The sequence below is a fragment of the Myxococcales bacterium genome, assembly GCA_016706225.1.
Classification (GTDB): Bacteria; Myxococcota_A; Polyangia; order Polyangiales; family Polyangiaceae; genus JADJKB01.
Genome location: JADJKB010000025.1, coordinates 413309 through 431401, shown reverse-complemented (window position 1 = coordinate 431401; position 18093 = coordinate 413309). Strand labels below are relative to the sequence as shown.

Sequence of the window (18093 nt, the reverse complement as noted above, 5' to 3'; positions counted from 1 at the left end):
CGTGGGCCGTTCGTTCGGAACGAACGGCCGGGGTCAGGTGGTCCAGACGATCTTGGAGCGCGGCTCGTAAGAGCACGAGATGCCGGTCGCGACCGAGGCGTCGAGGTGCGCCCCGAGGGCGGGAAGCGCGGCGCCGAGCTGGCCGATGGCGTGGCGGATCGTTCGCGTCACGTTGAGTCGCGCCTTCTCGGTCGCCGAGCCCACCTGCCGCGGCTTCCCGCCGAGGCCCGTCGCCCGCGCGAGCTCCTTGAGGAGCGCCTCGCGCTCGGCGCTGTGCTTCGCGTGCCGCGCGGCGTCGTGCTTGGCTTCGGCGTCGTCGAGCTCCTCGTCCAGATCGGCCAGCCGCTTTCGGTATTGCCGAAGGGCTTCGCGATCGAGCATGGGCCCCGCGTCGCTCACCGGCAGTGGGTCCTCGGCGGGGGCCGCGATGAGCGAGAGGGCGAGCACGGGCTCGCGCGGGTGAGAGACGAGCTCGCGGAGGTGCCAGAGCCCCTTCATGTCCGGCACGTGGACGCTCATCCCATTGAAGGCGACGTGCCAGACACCACCCTCGGGCCGCAGCGTCGCGAGTTCGGTGGGCTCGACCTTCGAGGTCTCATCGAGGAGCGACGCGATCTGAGCCGCCGTCGCGGGGTCTCTGAGCTGCTCTGCGATCGGCAGCGCCTCTCGCAAGAGCTTCGACGCGGTCGCGAGCTCACCCTGCTTCGACGCCACGCGGGCAATCGCGAGCAAGTTGAGGGGGATGGTGCCGTGGAGGTTGCCCACGTTGACGGCGTCGATCGCACGCCGACATCCCAGCGCCCGCTCCCAGAACTGGCGGGACTCGCCGAGCGCGCCGCGCTCTTCCAAGATCCTCCCGACCTCGTTGCAGGCGACCATCTCCCCGACAGAGAGACCGTGGCTGCGAGCGACTTCGGCGCACTCGCTGAAGAGCGCGAGGGCGAGGTCCACGTCGCCATCCGCGCGTTTCGCGTTGGCCACGTGCCACAAACAGAACATGTCGGGCCACGCGACTTGCTCGGCCGGGTAACGCCGAACGATCGCGAGCCCGGCTTCGGTGCGTGCCACAGCAGACTTCACGTCTCCTTGGTGTTGGTCGCACTCGGCGCGAAGGCACATGAGCATGCCGAGGATCGGGAGCGGCTCCTTCGCTCGCGTGAGGAGCTCGATCCCGACGTCGATCGACTTCGCGGCGGCCGCCCAATCCTCGGTGTCCTGCACGATGAGGAAGCCGTGGGCGAAGCGCGCCGTGGCGCGGAGCTCCGGCGGCGCGTCCGGCGCGGCCACGAGCGCACGCTCGATCCAGCCGAGCCCTTCGCGGAGTCGGCCGCGGATCCACCAGAACGCGAGCAGCCCCGCCGAGAGCGATAGCGCGGCCTGGGGCTCGGTCACGAGCAGGCGTTCGAGCGCGACGCGTAGGTTGTCGTCGATGCGCGTCAGCGCGTCGAGGTGCGGCCGCTCGGGCCCGGCCATCAAGCCGCCGCAGGCTTGGAGAGCGACGGCGAGGTAGAAGCGGGCGTGACGTTCACGAACGGCGTCGACCTCGCCCGCGGCGGTGAGCTGCTCGGTGGCGTACTGCCGGATCGTCTCGAGCAGTTGATACGCGCCGCTGTCGCCGAGCCGGAGGAGGAGCGACTTTTCGACGAGACGAGCGGTGAGATCCGCGATCTGCGCGGCGGTCTGCCCGTCGGCCGCGCACAGCTCCTTGATCGCCGTGAGATCGAACGCGCCCGCGAACACCGCCATTCGGCGCAGGAGGCGCCGCTCGTCTTCGGTGAGGAGGGCGTCGCTCCACTCGACGGTGGCGCGGAGTGATCGCTGACCGCCGTCCGCGCGCCGCGCGGGCTGCGGCAGCAAGTTGAAGAGGTCGTCGAGGTGCGAGGCGATGTCTACGAGATCGAGGCCCGCCACGCGCGCCGCCGCGAGCTCGATCGCGAGCGGCAGGCCATCGACCCGGCGGCAGATGTCGCCAAAGAGCCGGCGGGCATGCTCGGTGTCGAAGGCTCCGCGCGCACGCGTGCCCGCGCGCTCTCGGAAGAGTTGCACGGCTGGGCTCGCGACGACCTCCTCGAGGGGCGCGTCCGGACCGACGACGGCGAGCGGGGCCAGTCGATAGGTCACCTCACCGTCCACCCAGAGCGGCTCTCGACTCGTCGCGAGAACGCGAAGCCGGGGGAGTCGCGCCGTCAACGCGGAGGCGAGATCGGCCACAGCGGACACGACGTGCTCGCAGTTGTCGATCACGAGCAGCACGTCGCGATCGGCGAGCCAGCGCGTGAGCGCGTCTTCGTACGACTGCCCACCCGATCTCGGGAGCCCGAGCTGCATCGCCACCTCGGCCGCGACGAGATCTTCCGATCGCAGTGAGCCCAGCCAAACGACGGTCACGCCGCCCGGATAATCCGCGGAGCAAGCGGCCGCGACGGCGAGCGCGAGCGCTGTCTTGCCCACGCCTCCAGGTCCGAGGAGCGTCGTGATCGGAGCCTGGGTGATGCTCTCCGTGACCTCACGGACCTCCCGGTCCCTACCGACGAGCGGCCGGGGGCGTAGGGGCGTCGCGCGCGAGCTCGGTGCGGTCGCCCGCGCGTCCTCGGAAATACTCACACCTCACTATCGCCTGAGCGATGACGCGCTGGCAACGACGAGCGTTCTGTCATCGGGCTCGCGCGCCGCTCGTCCTTCTCGCTCGGCCTGGCGGCCTTGCACGACTCCTTGGCTGAGATCCCGGTGCGGACGCGCCGCGTCGCAGGGCTCGTTCGTGGTGAGCGGGTGACCGTCGCGCGCGGCGCTCACTCCAGCGAGACGGCCGGAGTGTTCCTGCACCGTCATCCGCCGCCGACGAACCGGGAGATCGACTGACTGGCGATCGACGCGACGAGCGTCGGCGCGACCACGTCGATCGCGTGCATCTGCCGTCGCCTCGTGCCAGGGTGCGATGTGACCGACGGCGCGGCACTGGCCGAACGACTCGCTGGGAGCTCCGCCGACGAGATGGTGGCGGCGCTGGGCCTCGGGCGGGCACCGCGGGCCGCGCGCCGCGGGATCCGCGCTTTGTTGTGGCGGGTTTCGGTGCCTCTGGGGCGCACGCTCGCTCGTTTCGATGCGGCAGTGACCGAGGTCGGCATCGCGCGCGCCGCCAGTCAGGCGCTCTCGGCGCTCGAGGCCACTTGGTGCGTGAGTGGCACGGTTCCGCCGGCGGGACCGGTGTTGGTGGTGGCGAATCATCCGGGTGCCTACGACGCATTGGTGCTGCTGGCGGCGATCGGGCGGCGAGACGTCGCGATCCTGGCAGCGGAGCGCAGCTTCTTGCGCGGGCTGCCGGCGCTCGCTCCACACCTCCTGTTCGTCGCCGACACGGGCACACCGGCAGCGCGCGTCGCCGGGGTACGGCGCGCGTTCTCGCATCTGCGAAAGGGCGGGGTGCTGCTCCAGTTTGCTGCTGGGGAGATCGAGCCGGACCCGGACTTTCATCCGGTGGGAGAATGCTTGGCAACTTGGCGCGCGGGAACCGGGGCGCTGGTCCGGGGTGCAGCCAGGGTCGAGGGCACGGTCGTCACCGCCATCGTTCGCGGTGTGCACTCGCGCCGCGCCAAGCGACTGTTCTTGACCCGGCTGGCCGAGCGACGGGGACTGACGACGCTCGCACCGCTGCTGCAGGTTGCCCTGCGAGCCTTTCACGACGTCGCAGCGACCGTGGCCTTCAGCCCACCGCTCGACTGCGACGCGCTCGTCCTCGACGCCCGGGACGACGCGGAGATCGCGGCGCGCGTCCGCCGCCTGGCGCTCGAGCTCCTCTCAGCCTCCGCCGAGAACCGCCGAGAGTGCCGCGCGGAACCGGGCGACGGAGTCCGCCCAGCGCGGGAGCCCGGGGGCCCGCGCAGCGGCACTCGCTTGCATCGCAGCTCTCAGTGACGAATCGCGAATGAACCGGTCGAGCAGTCGCGCGAGCTCGGCGGCGTCCTCGAACACTTGGGTGTCGTCCGAAGCGCCGGTGACCTCCGCCAGCGCCGCCGAGCGCGCGACGATCGAAGGGAGGCCTGCGTGGCAAGCTTCGGTCAGGACCATGCCGTAACCTTCCAAAGAAGAGGCGAGGACGAGAGCGTCGGCCCGAGCCAGCTCGTCAGCCAGCTCCGCATCGGAGAGCACGCCGAGGAACTCGACGCGCGCGTCCCGCGCCATCTGCCGCCCCAGGCCTTCGGCCCAGACCGCGTCACGCTCGGGATCCCCGATGACACGCAGCCGAGCGTCGTCCGAGTCGACGCTCCGAAACGCTCGGAGCACCAGATCGAGGCGCTTGCGCGGCATGAGGGCGCCGATCGAGAGCAGTGTGACGAATGCCGACGGCGTCCGCGGCAAGCGCGGCAGCCGATCCGCCCCTGGCCAGACCACCGTCGGGGTTCGGCCGGAAGACTCGGCGGCGATGCGTCGCGCGGTGGCGTGACTGGTGGCGATCAAAGCAGTGCTCGCGCGCAGCACTCGGCTCTCCGCTTCCGCGAGTGCATCTCTGTCCTCGACCTCTGCTTCCCAGCTGGTCAAGTGGTGAACCAGCAGCACTCTCGGCGGAGCCAAGTGTTCGAACGCCGGGCCGAGCTCCAGAACCGCGAGCGCATCACCGACGACCACGTCCGGCGCACCTTCGCAGCTCCGCGCGGCGAGCGAACGACCGCTCTCGCCGGGAGTGACCGACACGATCTCGACCTGGTCACCCGCCCGAGACAGACCCTCGACGATCAGGCGGTCGTAGACGTAACCGCCCGTGGGTTGCGCGAGCGATCCGTAGAGCAGCCACGCGACCTTCAACTCACACCGGACGCTCGAAGCTGGCGTAAGCGACTGGCGACTCGCGTGCCAGAACCCTCAGCGTCGCGCCAGTCGATGGGGATTTATCGGGCTCGAGTGTAGCGAGCTCCTCCGCCACGCGTCCGGCAAGGTAACGGGCGACCTGCTCGGTCGTGGACAACTGACCGGCGAACGCGGGGTGTTCGTCGAGATTGCGATACTCGAGCGCCTCGATCACTCGGCGCAAGATGGCCCGTAGCTCGCCGATGTCCATCACCACTTGGTGCGGGCCGAGGGATGCGACTCTGACTTCGAGCTCGATGGCGTAGGTCGCGCCGTGCAGTCGCTGCGCGCGGCCGAAGAACGCATCCGGCAGACTGTGAGCAATCATCAGGTGGTCGGAGACTCCGAGCGCGAACATGGCTACTGCCTCGTTGATCAATAGGTGAAGACCGTGTGCAACCCGAGTTCGGGATTGCGGTCGAGCTGCGCGTAGACCGCTGGAGCTTCTTCGAACGGGACCGGGGCGTCGACGAGAGTGTCGAGGCGGTCGTCGGCGAGCAGTTCACAGACCAGCTCGAAGCGGCGCTCGAGCGACCAGCGAGGCGCTCGGGCCGGAGGGATGTGGGACACCTGACTCGACTTCAGCTTCAGTCGGCGCCGGTGGAAATCATTGCCCAGCGCGAGCGGCGCCGAACGGGTGCCGTAGAACGACGCGACGATGATGGTCGCCTCGCGGGCAGCGTGGCTGATGGCCGCGGCCAAACACGCCGGATCCCCCGACGCTTCCAGCACGACGTCGGCGCGTCCCGCGGGGTTGTCGTCGGCCGGGTGGCAAACGCTCGCCGCACCCAGCGTGAGTGCCAAGGCTCGGCGTCGTTCGACGGGCTCGACCACGTGCACGCGCGCGCCGGCGCGCACCAGGAGCCAGGTGGTCAGGAGGCCGATCAGCCCAGCACCGAGCACGACGACTTCGTCGCCGAGCGACGCCTCCGAGTCCCAGACACAGGTGAGTGCAGTCTCGAGGCTGGCAGCGAGCGTGGCGCGCGGCGCCGGGATTGAGTCTGGGATGCGGCGAGCGCTCGTGGCTTGGATACAGTGCAGGTCGCCATGCGGCGCCAGGCAGAAGACCCGCGCGCCGCTCGGTAATGCGGCGTCGCCTGCCACGATCTCTCCGACCCACGCGTAACCGTAGCGACGCGGATAGAGCGGAGTGCCGGGCGCGTCCAACGTCGGCTCGAACGGTAGCGGCGCTTGCCCGCGATACAGCAAGAGCTCGGTGCCGCGGCTGACGCCCGATGCCAACGCCCGAACGAGGACCGACCCGGGAGGAGGCGTGGGTAGCTCGGAGCGTCTCAGTGCGACGTGTCGCGGAGCTTCGAACCAAAGCTCGCGTGCTGGCGCATCAATACGCAAGGCGCCCCCTGACGATGACGCTCTCGCCGGCGCGCTGCACCTGGGGGTCCAACAACCGGATGTCGCCGTGCCCGAGATCTCCGATCGCGCTCAACCCTGCGGCACCGAGCCAACGCGGGGTGATTTCCAGGGTCGCTTCGTCGATCAGGCGCTCGCGCAGGAAGGCCGTGAGCACTCGGGCTCCGCCCTCCACGAGCAGGCGCTCGACTCCCCATGCGACGATGGCTGCCAGCGCTTCGCACAACGACACCAACCCCTCCTTCGACGCAGGCACCAGCCGGACCGCCGCGCCGGTCCCTTCCAGGTCTCGGACGGCTTGCGGGGAGGCGCGCTCTTCGGCTCCGATGATGAGCACGCCGGGGCCGGACTGAAAGAGGCGGAGTGATGGTCGTACGTCGAGCGAGCTGGCCAACACGACGCGTCGCGGTTGCGGACCGTCGCACTCCCGCACGGTCAGTCGCGGATCGTCCAGGCGCGCCGTCACACTCCCGATCAACACCGCCTGGTTGGCGGCGCGCGCCCGGTGTGCGACCGCGAGCCCCTCCGGTGAGCTCAGGAGCACACGGTCGCCCGGCAGGGAGATCTTCCCGTCCAGCGACTGGGCAACGTGCATGGCCACGCGCGGGCGCTTCAATGGGTCTCCCCTCGATCGCTAGCGGGGGTCGGCTTGTGTGCCGATAGGCAGACGTAGCGACCGAAGCGTCGAATTGCACGACGAACGAGGCCGGCGCTTTCGACCATGGCGCAGAGCCTCGACTCGGAGAGCGGATGAACGCCCGAGGTCTCGGTGAGCTTGCTCCGCAGGGCTCTCGACCCGAAGAGTGTGTCGGGCGAGAGGAAACCCGACACGACGAGGCGTCCGTTTGGCATGAGGACCCGCGCGGCCTCCGCCACGACGGTAGCAGGCTCGGAGTACAGGTCGAGCGCAGCGAGGCTGATGACCGCGCCGAACGCTTGGTCGACGAACGGGAGCCGCTCGGCGTTCGCGCGGATGCGAACCGCGCCGGGATTGGCGACGCGGGCTCGGGCAAGCATCGCGCGAGAGAGATCGAGCGCCACGAGCTCGCGCTTCGGCGCGAGCTCCGCGAGCTTGCGCGAGAGACCGCCCGGCCCGCACGACAGGTCCAGCCAGGGGCCGGGGGCGTCCCCGATGTCGCGCACGACCCACTCGGCCTCGATGGCTGGCGACGGCATCGTGAACCCCGTGGACCATCCGAAACTGGCGGGGCGCCAGAGCGTGTCGTAGATGCGAGCGAGCAGGCGAGACTGCATCGCGCGCGAACCGAGCGATGGTCGACCCAAGGGTCCATGCACGAGCTCGGTGGCGACGTCGTCCATGGGGAAACGCTGCTTGCATTCGGTGCAGGCGAGCGCGCACGCGCGAGGCTCGAGTGCGTGCCGGCAGCTCGGGCAGCACAGCAGCGCGCGCACTTGCCCCAGCCCGTCCCCGTGGATCCCCGATGCCATCGACCCACCGTAGCCGCTCGCGGCGCCCTGGCAAACGGCGCTCGGACACGAGGCGTTCGTGACCGGGAGCAGCGGGATGGCGGTGACGGACCCGCGCTCGCGGTTCGCGCTCGTTGTCCGCTGTCGCCGCGACCTCTCGGGCGGGCTCAGGTTGGATCGACCGCTCCGACGAGGTGTCGACGTGCCTCGGTTTGCCCCTGGCCCCGAGACCGCGCGTCCCGACCACGTGCACGTTGCCAGCAGGACCTATCGCGACGCTCTCGGGCGCGTCGTCACGCGAGCTGCTCGGGCCTGCCGTGCTGCCAGCGCCGCCGCGGCGCCCGCTCAAGTGAGGCGGTTCTTCAGGCGCGAGAGCAGCCCGAGCGCTTCCAGCGGCGTCATCCGATCCACGTCGAGCGCGCGCAACGTGTCCAGGACCTCGCGCGCGCCGGGATCCTCGGGCTCGGGCCGCTCGAAGAGCCCGAGCTGCGCATCGGCGCGCCGCGGCTTGTGCACGACACTGCCACCGGAGCCCTCGAGTCCCACCAGGATTGCCTTCGCCCGCGCAAGCACCGCCTCGGGCAGACCTGCCAGACGAGCCACCGCGATCCCGTAAGAGCGGCTCGCGGCGCCGGGCACCAACCGATGCAGGAACACCACGTCTTGCCCGACCTCTCGGGCGCTGACGCAGTGATTGGCCACGTGCTCGCTGCCGTTCCCGAGCTCGGTCAGCTCGTGATAGTGCGTGGCAAAAAGCGCACGACACTGGACCGCTTCGTCGATGTGCTCAGCGACGGCCCAGGCGATCGCCAGACCGTCGTAGGTGCTCGTGCCCCGTCCGATCTCGTCCAAGATCAAGAGCGAGCGTCGGGTCGCTCGCCGCAGGATTTCGGCGGTCTCGCGCATCTCCACCATGAACGTGCTCTCGCCGCGGGCGACATCGTCGCTGGCTCCGACACGCGAGAGCACACGATCGACGACCCCGATCCGAGCGCTCGCCGCGGGCACAAACCCCCCGAGCTGCGCCAAGATCACACACAACGCCGTCTGCCGGAGCAGGGTGCTCTTGCCCGCCATGTTCGGGCCGGTGATGAGCCAGAGCCGCTCCGCATCGAGGGCGAGCTGCACGTCGTTGGGAACGAAGCGCCCCTTCGCGGCCAGGCGCTCCACCACCGGATGTCGACTCTCCCCCAGCTCGAGCCGATCGGAGTCATCCACCACCGGGCGTGAGTAGTCGTAGCGATGTGCGACCTCGGCCATGGCGCTCGCCACGTCCCAGCGCGCCAGCCGCCCCGACAGCTCGCTGATGCGGTTGCCGGCCTGAGCCACCGCTCGCACCAGCTCTCGCAAGAGGTCGAGCTCGCGCTCGCGATAGCGCTCCTCGGCGTTGGTGATCTTGTCCGCGAGATCGTCGAGCTCGGGTGTGGTGTAGCGCTCACCCGAGCGCACCGTCTGTTTGCGCCGCCAGTTCGTGGGCGTCTTGCCGGCCTGAGAGCGCGTGACCTCGATGTACCAGCCAAAGACGCGAGTGAAGCGCAGCTTCAGGGTGTTGATCCCGGTGCTGTCTCGGAGCTGAGTCTCGAGCTCCGCCATGCGCTCGGCGCCGGTCTTCTGCAGGGCGTCCAGCTCGTCCAGCTCGGCGTCGTAGGCGTCCGCGAAGATGGCGCCTTCTTTTGCTTGGGCAGGCGGCCGTTCGACCAAAGCCCGCATCAGCTCCGCGGCGAGGTCGCTGCACAGGTCCCTAGGCCCGACGAGGCCCAAGGTCTCGCGGCTCTCGCGGTCCTCGACCGAGCCGAGCACCGAGAACACCCGCGCCGCCGCAGCGAGCCCGTCGCGCAGCGAGCCGAGCTCCCGCGGGTTGGCCTCCCCCAGCGAAGCGCGGGAGACGATGCGTTCGAGGTCCGTCACGTCGGAGAGTGCAGCGCGCACGTCGGCGCGCAGTCGGGGGTGAACGACGAAGAGCTCGACCTGATCGTGGCGCCTGCGGATCCGCCCGACGTCGACCAGCGGCGCCAGCAACCGCCGTCGGAGCAAGCGCGCACCCGCGGCGGACTCGGTGACGTCGATCACCCCGAGCAGGGTCGCCTGACGCAGCCCCGAGGCGGACTCGGTGAGCTCGAGGTGGCGCTGCGCAACCGCGTCGATGACCAGGTGTGCCTGAGGATCCCAGCGGGCGACCCGGCGCAGCGGCAGCTCCTTGCCTGGAGTACACGCCCGCGCAAAGCGCAACGCCCGCGCGGCCGCGGCCAGTGCCAGGGGCCCGAGGGAGCGTGCGTCCGGGGCAAACACCCCAAGGTCGACGCTTGCGTCGTCGAGCGGCGGATCACTCTGCACACTTGCGACCGGCAACGTCTGGCGCAGCGCCGCGCTCGCGGACTCCGCCAGGCCGGCGTCGGCGGCTCCGACCAGCACCTCGCGCGGCCCGGCCCGACCGAGCTCCGCGAGCAGCGCGGCGAGATCCTCGACCTCGGCGACGGCGAGCTCTCCCGTCGACAGATCGAACAGCGCAATACCGACCCGTTCGCCGCTGCACTCCAGGGCAGCGAGCCAGTTGTTCGAACGCGCATCCAGCTGCTCGCGATCGGTCACCAGTCCCGGCGTGATGACCCGCACTACCTCTCGCGGGACGATGCCCTTGACCTTGGACGGGTCCGCCATCTGCTCGCAGATGGCCACCTTGTGACCGAGCGCGAGCAGCCGCGCGATGTACTGATGCGCCGCGTGATGGGGCACGCCGGCCATCGGCACCTCGTCGGGTTTGCCTTTGTTGCGACTGGTCAGCGTGAGATCGAGCGCACGTGAGCAGACGACGGCATCGTCGCCGAACATTTCGTAGAAGTCGCCCAGTCGAAAGAACACGATGGCGTCGGGCTGGACCCGCTTCGCCGCGGCGTGTTGCTGCATCACGGGCGTGTTCGGCCCGGCCATGTCAGAAGAAGAGCCTCGAAACGCTGACGGAGTCGAGGCTGACGAGCACGAGCCCCTCCGAGGCCCCGTCGGTGACGGCAAATTGGCCGATTTGCGGCACGAACACCATCGACTGCGGCGAGACGGCACGGCTCTGGGCCGCGAGGTTCGCCACCAGCGGCGTGAACCCCCCGGTCACGGTCCACGAGAACTGCATGTCTCGTTTGCTGGGCTCATTGCCACGGTAAACCGCAAAACGATGGGTCAGGCTCTGGAAGATGCAGGCCTCCCCCGGTTTGCCGGGCGCGAGCTGCGCACTGGCATCGAGCACACACGCGACGTCGGCGCTGGTTGCCCGCCCGATGGGACAGGCAGATGGCCCCTCCTTCGGCGCGGCGCAATCGCTGGCCGAGACCTCGAACACCCGGCTGTCGAGCGGCTTCCGTCGCGGGTTGCAGTCCTCGACACAGCGTAGCGACCCCTGCTCTGCAACGACGTGGTGACGGAACCCGCTGCCCGAACCGCTCAGCACCCACTGGTTGCCGGCGCGAACTCGATACGACAGCGCCGAGCCACCGCCGAGGCAGCAGTTGAACAGCTCGATGACGCGATCTCGGTCGGCTTCGTCCGTGAAATTCTTGGGCTCGACCACCAGCCGGTCGAAGTAAGCCTCCACCACGCGCAGATCTCTGAGCTCGGTCGGCGCATCCACCGGACCAAAGGCCTCACGGCAGGTGAAGTAGGCCACCTTCCCGGTTCCCCCGCCGCATGCGGCGCCAGCTCCCGTCTTCCAGTATGACGAGTCTTCACTCGGCACACTCTGGGTGACCTGGACGAGATCGGCGTGGCGGCGCGCGAAGGCACCGAGCTCCGAGGCCGGAACGCCGAGCTTCTGCCCGACGGACTCCGCGTAGGTCATGTCTTGCACGCCACGACCGCAGAAGTTGGCGTCGGCGTCCTTGAGCACATCGGGCTTGCCGCTACCCGTGAAGGCAGGAAAGCCGGCCTTGCGCTCGGGCACGAAGGACCCCTCGTAGACGAGCTTCAGCTCTTCGTCTCCGCCGAAGGCGCGAGGTTCGGACAGCACCAGACCGACCGACAGGCGCTCGGCCAATTTTGGATCGAGCACCAGCGCGTTCTGCGGGTTCGCATCCGAGGAGGAGGCGCTCTTGTACAGCGACGTCCCTACGTGCACCTCGACGGGCTGCGCGCCACCGGTCGGCTTCGGGAACTCGACCGCCAGGACCTTCGGATGCAGGCGCCCCTCGTCACTCTGGTCGGTGGCCAGGTTGCCGCCCTCGGGCGCGCCCAGCCGCGGCAGCCCGCGCAGCGACGGTGCGTTGACCCCGAGATCGCCGGCGTTGACCAGCATGCGTCCGCTGCGCGCGCGGTGTTGTTCCACCACGCGGCACGACAGCTCCCCGCTCACGGTGCGTTTGCCCTCGGCAGTCTGGTCCAGCGTGAAGAACGGGGGCTCCTCGGCATCACCCAGACAGCCCCGGAAATTCTCGATGGTCGACGAGTTGGTCGTGATCGGGCGGCGGCAGGGCGCGTCGTAGTCCTCGATGTCGACGACGGCCACCTGCCCGCTCGACAGCATCACGAAGCCGAACACCCCGCGCAGGTTGCGCGGAGCCGCGCCGCGCGTGTAGTCGAAGTTGGGGCGATACTTGGCTGCCGGCGCCGTGACCGCCAGCGTGGGATCGGGATCACACGAGGTGCCGATGGTCGCGATGCCGGTCTCGGGATCGGCGATGGGCACGTCGCGTAGCGCAAAGCCCACGTCTCGAGCCGGTGCGCCGAAGGCAATGCGATCCGGCGGCTCGAAGGGCAACCGGGGTGAACCCGGGCGCACGATGGGAGTGCGATTGGACGTGCCCGGAGTGACGTCGAAGATCATCACGCTGCCGTCGAACTCGTCGATGGCGTAGGCAAATAGCTGCCCCTTCGACGTCGGCGGGCTCACGGCAACCTGGCTGGTCGTCACGATCCGATTTGGGTTTTCGTACGAGACGGGCCGGAGCGGTGGATCCTGGCGTGGGGAACACGGGTCGGACACGTCGACGACGTGCACGACCGGCGCGCCGCGATCGGCGACGAACAATCGCCCGTCGCTGACCTCGATGCCCCCAGGGTGGGTGATGAAGGTGTCCGGGACGGGGCCGTAGTTTATTTCCGGCGGCACACAGCCCGGCGCCTGGAGATCGCTCGGTGCTTTCTGCACCACATCGTCACCCAGCTTCGGCTCGAGCTTGATGAAGCGCTCGATGTCGCAGGGTTTGAAGCTCCCGGGCTCGCGGTCGAGCAGCGCCTGCGCGTCGATGACGGCGAAGCCTCCCTCTTCGGGCAGCGTGACCAGCAGCTTGCGGCGTCCCGCAGGGGACTTCTCCAGCGCCAGATCGGCGGCGCAGTCGGCCCGCGTCGCCGCGAGCGCAGTGCCGGGTGTTGCCGCGTCGACACTGGGCGCTGCATCACAGCTGGCGCGTACCGGCGCGGGAGTCGTCGAGTCACCGTCGTTGTCCGGCGCAGGCGGGTCGATGACGATGGCCATCTCGCCTGGGGCCGAGGGCAGCGCACAGGCCGGCCACGCCACGAGATCGTGGGCGGGGGGGCGCGCGCAACGGGTCGGGATGGCGAAGATGCCTTCCTTGCCGACGTCGGCCACACCCACGAAGCTCGCGACGCCACCCGGCGTCGACACGATGTCGATCGGGTTCTTCCCGACCGGAATGAAGCGGAACCCCGGGGTCGAACTGTCGAGATCGACGACCTTGCCGGCGCTGAGATCCACCACGGCGACCTCACCGCGCAGGGTCTGGGTCACGAGGGCGAACAGGTGGCGCGGATTGACCTCGCTGTCGAAATCCGGACAGCTGTTGATGTCGTAACCGACACCCTCGCGGTCCGCGCACACGAACGACACCTCACCACTGCGCTCCAGAGAGCGGAGTGGCAGAGACACGGGGGTCTCGGTGCAGTTGACGCTGAACGACGCCAGCGCGACGAACAGCGCGAATTTCACGACCGGCCGCTCGAGGAAGCTCATTTGCTGGCCCTCGGCGCGTTGGGTTTGCCCACCGTAGCGAGCAGCGTCCCGTAGGTCGGGTGCCGCTGATCGAGGTCGATCACACCCAAGTACGAGTCGGTGAAGTGGCCCACGTAGCCATGCGCGTAGGTGGCTTCGCCCGAGCCCGGATCAGTGCCGAGCTCCGTCACCAGGGCGTGCGGCCCACGGCCGGTCTCGATCCAGTCCTCCATCAGCCGCGTCTTCGGGTTGTAGATGCCGATCTTCCGCGAGTCGAAACACACCACGAACACTCGCGTCTCGGGCTGGCCCTCCGGGCTGATGACCTTGCCCACGAGCACACGCGAAGGCCCGAAGGTCAGCGGGATGCTCTCCTGAAACTGCGGCAGGTCGTCGGTGGAGAACAGGCTCTGGTTGGGCCGCGTCTTGCCGACCAAGAGGCTCGAGGGCGCCCGATTCGCCACGTACACCCGCAGCGGGATCGCAGCGCAGTCCCGCAGGCAGTCGAAGCGTGCGTCCGCCGGCTGGGCAGGACACGAGACCTCACACGCCAGACGCTCGTCGCCATCGACTGCGATGCCCCGCGAGTCGAAGCCCAGCGAGTTGGCGTTGATGCCGACGGCCCCTGCGACCTGCATGAATGGGCGCGCGGGCACCGAGCCGGCATCGGAGAAGTAACGGAGCAGATCAATTTCCGCCGCGTCGCGGAAGGTGACCAAAAATCCGGGGTCGTACGTGGCGTCCAGGTTCTTGGCCAGGCCTTCTCGAGCCAGCAGCGGCACAGGCAACGCCGCTGCGCCAATCACGCGCTGCGGTAGGCCGGTCGTGGTGAACTGGAGCTTTGGCCCCACGCCGAAGCTGCTCTGACCATCACCCCAGGCATCCGCGTCACTCACGAACAACGACGCGGCGCCCTCGGTCTGGTGCGTGACCACGATGGCCTCGGCGTCCGGTGTGGCTGCGATGCCAAAGGGCTCGGGGGCCAGGCGCAGATCCCGAGTGTTTTCCTCATCCGGATCGTCACCTCGACGGTGGTTGTCGTCACAATCGCCCCCGCTTCCCGCTTGCCCGCAGTCGAGCTCGAACGGCATCGCGGGCGCCTCACTGTCGTCGATGACATCGACGTAGTGCAGCGTCGCGTCCCCGCGAACCGGGATGAACAGCCGGCCACCGGGACCGGTGGGCCGCGGGCGATAGATCACATCCGTGGCAAACGCTCCGATGCCGACCTTGCCAACGACGAGGCTCGAGCCACCGTCTTGAGGGTTCACGTGTCGGATCGGGCTGCAGCGCCCCGGCTGCAAGAGCTTGCTCGCCGGCGACTTCTCACCCAGCGGGCCGCAGGGTTTTCCCGCATCCGGCCCGCTCGCGTCCACGCACCAGTGGCTTGGGTGCCCACCGTTGTCCTCCGTCGGCAGCAGATCGCAAAGCTTGCCGGGACAGTCCGCGTCGGACTCACAGGCCTTGGGCAAGAGCTCGCGTAGGCGCGTGAGATCGAACGCTTGCAGCGAGCCGCCGTTGTATTGCAGATCGAAGTCGCTGTTGACCACGTACAGGCGGGTCTGCCCCGGGGAGAGCGCGAGACCGACCGGGAAGTAGATGCGCTCGAGGGGTGGCTCGACGCCGGCGCCCGTGTCGTAACAACCGGACACGGCCAGGGCGGCAATCACCAGAGCGCGAGGGGACCACGTGGACATTCGGGCTGGCGCAGCCTAGTCAAGTCACCGCGGATCCGCGACAGTTTCAGCGCCCTACCCAAGTTCGGCGCCGAGAACCGGCAAACTACGCCGAGGCGCCGGAACGAGCCCCGAGGACCTGCGGAAGTTCCGCCGCCCTCAGACCAGATCCAGGATGATCACGCCGCGCTCGCGGTCGTCCTCTTCCTCGCGCTCGGCCTCGGGGGGGCGCCGCGGAGGAATGGCATCGATGGGGAGCTCGAGCCGCGGCTGTTCTTCGTCTCGACGCCGCTGCTCTTCCTCTTCGCGCCGACGAATTTGGTCGATGATGAAGGGGGGTAGCATTGCGGCCTCGATTCAGCCCTGCTCGGGCAGTGTGTCCCGACCAATGCGTTCAATCTAGCTCCCCCACCGCTCGGGTCAAGTTAAGGAAACCGCGAAGTTTTTGCGAACCCGGTTCTGGGAGCTCGGCGCGCCCGTTCGACGCTCCAGGGGGCGTGATAGCGTCGGGCACTGGATGACCGCCCGCTCACCGACCTGCCACCGGCTGATCGCGCTCATCCCGGTGTTAGTCGGACTTTTGTGGCCTGGGTACGCAAGAGCGGCCGCGTTTGATTACAACGACTCGACCTGGGAAGGGACGAGTGAGCTGTTGGCGCTGGCTCGAACCCGACTCGGCAGCTCACGCGTCGAAATCGTCGCCGTCTTGGACTGGGAACGCCTGCGTCCGGCCGATGGGCTGCTGATCTTGCACCCGGCGGTCGACGTCGAATACGACGAAGCCAGCGCATTTTTGCGGGCAGGCGGCCGGATCGCGGTGCTGGACGATTTCGGGAAAGGCGATCTGCTGCTCTCGCGCTTTCAGATCAAACGCGTGGCTGGCCCGCTCCGCCCGGCTCGCGCACTGCGTCAGAACGCAAATCTGGCGATCGCGGTACCCGCCGTGCAGCTGGTTGCCGGGCAGGAACAAGGCCGTCATCCGATCGTCGCCCAGGTCCGCGAGGTGGTCACCAATCACCCCACGGCCTTCACCCACCCGAACCTCACGCCGGTGTTGAAGATCCCGGCGCTCGGCGAGCCGGATGCGACCTTGGCGTTGACCGGCATCATCGTGAACCGCGGGCGGCTGTTCGCCATGGGTGACCCGTCGGTCTGCATCAACCTCATGCTGCGCTATCCAGGCAATCGCGCCTTCACCGAGGGCCTGGTGGACTACCTGGTCGAGGACGACAGCTGGGGCCAGCGCGGCGGCAAGCTCTACGTGCTCGCCAACGAGTTCAAACAGCGGGGTGCGTTCGGGGGTGGCACGAGCCTCGGCCAAGAAGTGAAGGACCAGCTCGATGGCCTGCAGGACCTGGTGCTCGGCATGCACGACGACGGTCTGCCGGACATCTTGGCCATCATGCTGTCGGTGCTGGCCGGCGTCGGGACCCTCGCCTGGACGGTCAACGCCTCGCTGAAGGTCTACCGACGACATCCACCACGTTACGCCGCGACGCACCCCCTCGTCGCTCAAGGCGGTGTTGCCGGCAGGGCAGCGGTCCTCGGCGCGCCCACCACCCACCGAGCACTCGCACTTCTGGAGCTGAAGAGCGCCCTCGAAGAAGGTCTCGCGGAGCAGCTCGGGCTCCAGGCCTGGTCGAGCAGCGCAGTGCTGGTTGCAGCGGTCGAAGAGCGTGGGCTCCTCGGCTCCCCCAGCCTGACGGAGCTCCGCCGCCTGCTCGTCGAGCTCGGGCGCGCCGAAACCGCCGTCGCCGCGACCCAGCCTTACAAGGTAACGCAGGAAACCGTGGAGAGAACCCGGCGAGCGGTGCTAGCAATCCTTGCCGAAGCCAAAGCCCCGAGGGATCCGTCGTGAGTCACGCACTGCAGGTGAGCGAAATCGAGGCCGTCCGCGAGCGCCTCTCGGACGTGCGCCGTCAAGTGACGCGCGTCTACATCGGCGACTCGGGCCCCGTCGACTTGTTGCTCGTCGCGCTGCTCGCCCGAGGACACGTTCTGCTCGAGGGCGTTCCCGGCGTCGCCAAGACCACGCTCGTGAAGGCCTTCGCGACCACGCTGGGCTGCAGCGTGCGGCGCATCCAGTTCACCCCAGATCTCTTGCCCGCGGACATCACCGGAACCTACGTGCTCAATCCGCGCGACGGCACGTTCCAGCTACGGCCCGGCCCGATCTTCGCCAACGTCGTCTTGGCGGACGAGATCAACCGCGCCCCGGCCAAGACCCAGTCGGCTTTGCTCGAGGCCATGCAAGAGCGACAGGTCACCATCGAGGGCGATCGCTTCGAGCTCCCGGATCCGTTCTTTGTGTTGGCGACGCAAAACCCGGTGGACCTCGAGGGCACCTATCCCCTACCCGAAGCCCAGATCGATCGTTTCCTGGTCAGGGTCTCGATGGGTTACCCGTCCGCAAAGGACGAGGTCGCCATGCTGCGCACCCACGGCGTGGTTGCGCCGGAGCCGAACGCCACCCTCAGCCCCGCCGACGTGCAGCAGGTGCAGTCCATCGCAGCGCGCGTGCACGTCGAGGAAGACCTGTTCGAGTACGCCGTCGCCCTGACCGGTTTCACACGCACGAACCCCCGCGTCGTGCTCGGCGCGTCGCCGCGCGCGTCGTTGAACCTCATCCGTGCAGCCAAGAGCAACGCGGTCCTGTCGGGCCGGCCATTCGTCACACCCGACGACGTGCGCCAGGTTGCAGTGTCGGTGCTGTCCCATCGGCTCATCTTGGTGCCAGAGCTCGAGGGAGACTCGCGAGCCCGAGCCACAATCGTCGAGGAGGCGCTGGCCAAGGTCGGACACCGCCGCGCCGTGCGTCCGGTCTGATCTTCTCGCGCCAATTTC

Annotated in this window: 13 protein-coding genes; 3 read left to right on the top strand and 10 right to left on the bottom strand. The window is 68.8% G+C overall.

Annotated features, from left to right (window positions below; translation table 11 throughout):
• Positions 1-33: 33 nt before the first annotated feature.
• Complete coding sequence (locus IPI67_40425; GenBank protein MBK7586444.1) at positions 34-2604, bottom strand: hypothetical protein; 2571 nt, start codon at positions 2602-2604, stop codon at positions 34-36.
• Between the two features lie 318 nt (positions 2605-2922).
• Between IPI67_40425 and IPI67_40420 the strand changes: the two genes are divergently transcribed.
• Positions 2923-3912: a hypothetical protein gene (locus tag IPI67_40420; protein ID MBK7586443.1), complete on the top strand. Its 990-nt coding sequence runs from the start codon at positions 2923-2925 to the stop codon at positions 3910-3912.
• Here the strand turns inward: IPI67_40420 and IPI67_40415 are convergent.
• The 9 genes from IPI67_40415 to IPI67_40375 form a co-directional block, all read right to left on the bottom strand.
• A complete protein-coding gene (locus IPI67_40415) occupies positions 3796-4800 on the bottom strand; it encodes a glycosyltransferase family 4 protein (protein ID MBK7586442.1) in 1005 nt (334 codons plus the stop codon). The genes IPI67_40420 and IPI67_40415 overlap by 117 nt on opposite strands.
• A gap of 1 nt (position 4801) precedes the next feature.
• Positions 4802-5200 carry a 6-carboxytetrahydropterin synthase gene (locus IPI67_40410; protein ID MBK7586441.1) on the bottom strand — a complete coding sequence of 133 codons (399 nt, stop codon included), beginning with the start codon at positions 5198-5200 and terminating at the stop codon, positions 4802-4804.
• Positions 5201-5217: 17 nt separating this feature from the next.
• The gene (locus IPI67_40405) at positions 5218-6189 is read right to left on the bottom strand and encodes a zinc-binding dehydrogenase (protein MBK7586440.1); all 972 of its coding nucleotides are present in this window, start codon (positions 6187-6189) and stop codon (positions 5218-5220) included.
• Positions 6185-6808 (bottom strand): RibD family protein, encoded by a 624-nt coding sequence (locus IPI67_40400; protein ID MBK7586439.1) that lies wholly within the window; start codon positions 6806-6808, stop codon positions 6185-6187. Before IPI67_40400 ends, IPI67_40405 begins: the two co-directional genes overlap by 5 nt.
• 17 nt (positions 6809-6825) lie before the next feature.
• On the bottom strand, positions 6826-7662 hold the full coding sequence (locus tag IPI67_40395) for a methyltransferase domain-containing protein (protein ID MBK7586438.1): 837 nt from the start codon (positions 7660-7662) through the stop codon (positions 6826-6828).
• Between the two features lie 324 nt (positions 7663-7986).
• Positions 7987-10569, bottom strand: a complete 2583-nt coding sequence (mutS, locus tag IPI67_40390; protein ID MBK7586437.1) for a DNA mismatch repair protein MutS — start codon at positions 10567-10569, stop codon at positions 7987-7989.
• A gap of 1 nt (position 10570) precedes the next feature.
• The gene (locus IPI67_40385; GenBank protein ID MBK7586436.1) at positions 10571-13594 is read right to left on the bottom strand and encodes a hypothetical protein; all 3024 of its coding nucleotides are present in this window, start codon (positions 13592-13594) and stop codon (positions 10571-10573) included.
• Entirely contained in the window at positions 13591-15270 is a 1680-nt protein-coding gene (locus IPI67_40380) for a hypothetical protein (GenBank protein MBK7586435.1), read from the bottom strand. The genes IPI67_40385 and IPI67_40380 overlap by 4 nt, the downstream gene beginning before the upstream one ends.
• Positions 15271-15408: 138 nt before the next feature.
• On the bottom strand, positions 15409-15594 hold the full coding sequence (locus tag IPI67_40375) for a hypothetical protein (GenBank protein ID MBK7586434.1): 186 nt from the start codon (positions 15592-15594) through the stop codon (positions 15409-15411).
• Positions 15595-15766: 172 nt separating this feature from the next.
• On the opposite strand from IPI67_40375, the gene IPI67_40370 reads away from it, so the two are divergent.
• A complete protein-coding gene (locus tag IPI67_40370) occupies positions 15767-17107 on the top strand; it encodes a DUF4350 domain-containing protein (protein ID MBK7586433.1) in 1341 nt (446 codons plus the stop codon).
• Positions 17104-18075 carry an AAA family ATPase gene (locus tag IPI67_40365; protein ID MBK7586432.1) on the top strand — a complete coding sequence of 324 codons (972 nt, stop codon included), beginning with the start codon at positions 17104-17106 and terminating at the stop codon, positions 18073-18075. The genes IPI67_40370 and IPI67_40365 overlap by 4 nt, the downstream gene beginning before the upstream one ends.
• The last annotated feature ends 18 nt before the right edge of the window (positions 18076-18093 follow it).